Source organism: Kitasatospora sp. NPDC059571, from assembly GCF_042735675.1.
Lineage (GTDB): Bacteria > Actinomycetota > Actinomycetes > Streptomycetales > Streptomycetaceae > Kitasatospora.
On the sequence record NZ_JBHWBW010000609.1, the window covers coordinates 1 to 4015 of the forward strand.

3 protein-coding genes are annotated in these 4015 nt (G+C 72.6%); 2 read left to right on the forward strand and 1 reads right to left on the reverse strand.

The window, feature by feature from the left end:
* Positions 1-194: 194 nt before the first annotated feature.
* Positions 195-959, reverse strand: a complete 765-nt coding sequence (locus tag ACFV0G_RS36495) for a 3'-5' exonuclease (protein ID WP_380557209.1) — start codon at positions 957-959, stop codon at positions 195-197.
* 334 nt (positions 960-1293) lie between these two features.
* Here ACFV0G_RS36495 and thrS point away from each other — a divergent pair, with 334 nt between their 5' ends.
* Both thrS and ACFV0G_RS36505 read left to right on the forward strand, forming a co-directional pair.
* Positions 1294-3273, forward strand: coding sequence for a threonine--tRNA ligase (gene thrS, locus ACFV0G_RS36500; protein ID WP_380557205.1), 1980 nt, complete (start codon positions 1294-1296; stop codon positions 3271-3273).
* Positions 3274-3417: 144 nt separating this feature from the next.
* The gene (locus ACFV0G_RS36505; protein ID WP_380557207.1) at positions 3418-3978 is read left to right on the forward strand and encodes an HIT family protein; all 561 of its coding nucleotides are present in this window, start codon (positions 3418-3420) and stop codon (positions 3976-3978) included.
* Positions 3979-4015: the final 37 nt, after the last annotated feature.

Here is a 4015-nt window from a genome sequence, read left to right on the forward strand (position 1 = left end):
GCCTCGAACTGCCCGACGGCCACCAGGACGAGATCGGCGCGGTCCGCGAGGAGGGCGCCCCGCTGGCCCCGGTCCGGGACGACCAGAGCGGGCGGGCCACAGCGCACCACCCCCCCCCCCCACCGCGCCCCCGCCCCACTGGCGCGCCCGGGGCCTCGTGCGTTGATGCACCGGCGCGGGCCGCTCCGCCCGGTTCAGGCGGCGGCCTCGCAGCGGTGCTCGTCGGCGAGCGGCCGGCCGCAGTCGCACCGGGCCGGGCGCAACGGCCAGGCGAGGTCCACCCGCTCCGGTGTGCCGGAGCGGTCGAACCAGTCCTGCAGCCCGCGGGCCTGCGCCGCGTGCCAGACCGCCTGCCGCAGGTGGAGTTCGGGTGCGGTCAGGGCGCCGAGCCGCTCGGGGTGCCGGGCGCCGAGCGCACGGACGAGTTCCAGCGCGGCCGTTGCGTCGGCCGAGGCGTCGTGCGCGCCGGTGAGCCGCACGTCGTAGTGGGCGCACAGGTCGGTGAGCGTACGGCGGCCCTTGCGGTAGCGGTCGACGTGCTTGTCCAGCACCCGCGGGTCCAGCACCAGCATGCCCAGGCCGCCGAGCGCCTCGGTGAGCGAACTGCCGCGGTGCCGCCGCAGTTCGCGGTCGAGCAGGGTCAGGTCGTACGGGGCGTTCATCACCACCAGCGGCACACCGGCCAGCGCCTGTTCGGCCAGCGCGCGGGCGAGTTCGGCCACCACCGTGCGGGCCGGCCGGCCGTGCGCGCGGACCTGCTCGTCGGTGATGCCGTGCACCGCGCGGGCGCCGTCCGGGATCGGCACCCCGGGGTCGGCCAGCCAGGTCGCGGTGGTGGCGGGGGCGCCCGGAGCGCTCTGCAGGACCAGTGCGGCGGACACGATGCGGTCGTGCTCGACGTCCACGCCGGTGGTCTCGGTGTCGAACGAGGCGAGTGGGCCCTCGTACCAGGGCCGGATCTGCTGCATGACCACCCCTCACGTGGCGCCGGGCGGTGCCCGGCGCGCCGCCGAGGACCGGGGGCGCGCCGTGCTCTGCCCAGGTGATACCGCAGTTGACACCGGCTCAACCCCGGGCCGCCCGGGCCGCGCCGCCGCGCACCCCGGCGGCCGTCGCCGGGGATCGGCCCGGGGCGCCCCGGCGCACCCGGCCGCGGCCGTGCGGCCCCCGCAGGTCGAGCGGGCCGGACGTGCCGGACGCGGGGGTGAGCGCGGTGCACGGCGGACGTGCGGCGCTCGGTACCATCGAGGGACGCAGCAGAGTGCTGCGGACCACAGATGTCAGGAGAGACCGGTGACCGACGTCCGGATCATCATCAACCGCGAACCCGATCGGGAAGAGCGCGTGGTGACCACGGGCACCACGGCCGCCGACCTCTTCGCCGACGACCGCTCGATCATCGCCGCCCGCGTCGGCGGCCAGCTGAAGGACCTCGCCTACGCCGTCCAGGACGGCGACGAGGTCGAGCCGGTCGAGATCTCCAGCAAGGACGGCCTGGACATCCTGCGGCACTCCACCGCGCACGTGATGGCGCAGGCCGTGCAGCAGCTCTTCCCGGAGGCCAAGCTCGGCATCGGCCCGCCGGTCAAGGACGGCTTCTACTACGACTTCGACGTCGAGAAGCCCTTCCACCCCGATGACCTCAAGGCCATCGAGAAGAAGATGCAGGAGATCATCAAGCGCGGGCAGAAGTTCTCCCGCCGCGTGGTCGCCGACGACGCCGCCCGCGAGGAGCTGGCCGCCGAGCCGTACAAGCTGGAGCTGATCGGCCTCAAGGGCTCCGCCGCGACCGCCGGCGAGGGCGCCGACGTCGAGGTCGGCGCCGGCGAGCTGACCATCTACGACAACCTGGACGCCAAGTCCGGCGAGCAGTGCTGGGGCGACCTCTGCCGCGGCCCGCACCTGCCCACCACCCGGCACATCCCGGCCTTCAAGCTGATGCGCAACGCGGCCGCCTACTGGCGCGGCAGCGAGAAGAACCCGATGCTGCAGCGCATCTACGGCACCGCGTGGCCGAGCAAGGACGAGCTGAAGGCGCACCTGGACTTCCTGGTCGAGGCCGAGAAGCGCGACCACCGCAAGCTCGGCAATGAGCTCGACCTGTTCTCCATCCCGGAGCAGATCGGCTCCGGCCTCGCCGTCTTCCACCCCAAGGGCGGCATCATCCGCCGGGCCATGGAGGACTACTCGCGCCGCCGGCACGAGGAGGAGGGCTACGAGTTCGTCTACACCCCGCACGCCACCAAGGGGAAGCTGTTCGAGACCAGCGGCCACCTGGACTGGTACGCCGACGGCATGTACCCCCCCATGCAGCTCGACGAGGGCGTGGACTACTACCTCAAGCCCATGAACTGCCCGATGCACAACCTGATCTTCGACGCGCGCGGCCGCTCCTACCGCGAACTGCCGCTGCGCCTGTTCGAGTTCGGCACGGTGTACCGGTACGAGAAGTCCGGCGTGGTGCACGGCCTGACCCGCGCCCGCGGCTTCACCCAGGACGACGCGCACATCTACTGCACCCGCGAGCAGATGGCGGACGAGCTCGACTCGACCCTGACCTTTGTGCTCAACCTGCTGCGCGACTACGGCCTGACCGACTTCTACCTGGAGCTCTCCACCAAGGACCCGGAGAAGTACGTCGGCTCGGACGAGACCTGGGAGGAGGCCACCGCGGTCCTCGCCGCCGTGGCCGAGAAGCAGGGCCTGCCGCTCGTCCCGGACCCGGGCGGCGCGGCCTTCTACGGCCCGAAGATCTCCGTCCAGGCCAAGGACGCCATCGGCCGCACCTGGCAGATGTCGACCATCCAGCTCGACTTCAACCTGCCCGAGCGGTTCGACCTCGAGTACACCGCGGCCGACGGCTCGCGGCAGCGCCCGGTGATGATCCACCGCGCCCTGTTCGGCTCGATCGAGCGCTTCTTCGCGGTGCTGCTGGAGCACTACGCCGGCGCCATGCCGCCGTGGCTGGCCCCGGTCACCGTGACCGGCATCCCGATCACCGACGAGCACGTGCCGTACCTGCTGGACGTCGCTAAGGAGCTCAAGAAGCACGGCATCCGGGTCGAGGTCGACACCTCCGACGACCGGATGCAGAAGAAGATCCGCAACGCCCAGAAGCAGAAGGTCCCCTTCATGCTGATCGCGGGCAACGACGACGTCGAGGCCGGCGCGGTCTCCTTCCGCTACCGCGACGGCGAGCAGAAGAACGGCGTTCCGGTCGCCGACGCGGTGGCCGAGATCGTGGACGCGGTGCAGCGCCGCATCCAGGTCTGATCCCGTACGCACCGGGGCGGGGGGGGGGGGGGGGCGGGCCCGCCCCCCCCCGGGGGGCCGCCCCCCCGCGGGCCGGGGCAATGTGCGGGGAGCGGCCCCCCCCCCCCCCGCCCCGGCCTGTTCGTCCCGCCTGCCGGGACGCATATGCTGATCGGCATGACGAGTGAGCCCGAACTGCAGCGGGGCGTGGGGGAGCCGGACGGCTTCCGCCGCCTGTGGACCCCCCACCGCATGGCCTACATCCAGGGCGAGAACAAGCCCACCGGGCCGTCGCCGGACGACGGCTGCCCGTTCTGCAGCATCCCCTCGCTCAGCGACGAGGACGGCCTGATCATCGCCCGCGGCGGTTCGGTCTTCGCGGTGCTCAACCTGTACCCGTACAACGGCGGCCACCTGATGGTCGTCCCGTACCGGCACGTCGCCGACTACACCGACCTGGACGAGGCGGAGACGGCCGAGCTCGCGGTCTTCACCAAGCACGCGATGACGGCGCTGCGCGCGGCCTCCGGTGCGCACGGCTTCAACATCGGCATGAACCAGGGCGCCGCGGCCGGCGCCGGGATCGCCGCCCACCTGCACCAGCACGTGGTGCCGCGCTGGGGCGGGGACACCAACTTCATGCCGGTGGTCGGCCACACCAAGGTGCTGCCGCAACTGCTCGCGGACACCCGCAAGATGCTCGCGGACGCCTGGCCGCAGGGCTGACCACGGCGAGGGGGCCCGCACCGGATCACTCCGGTGC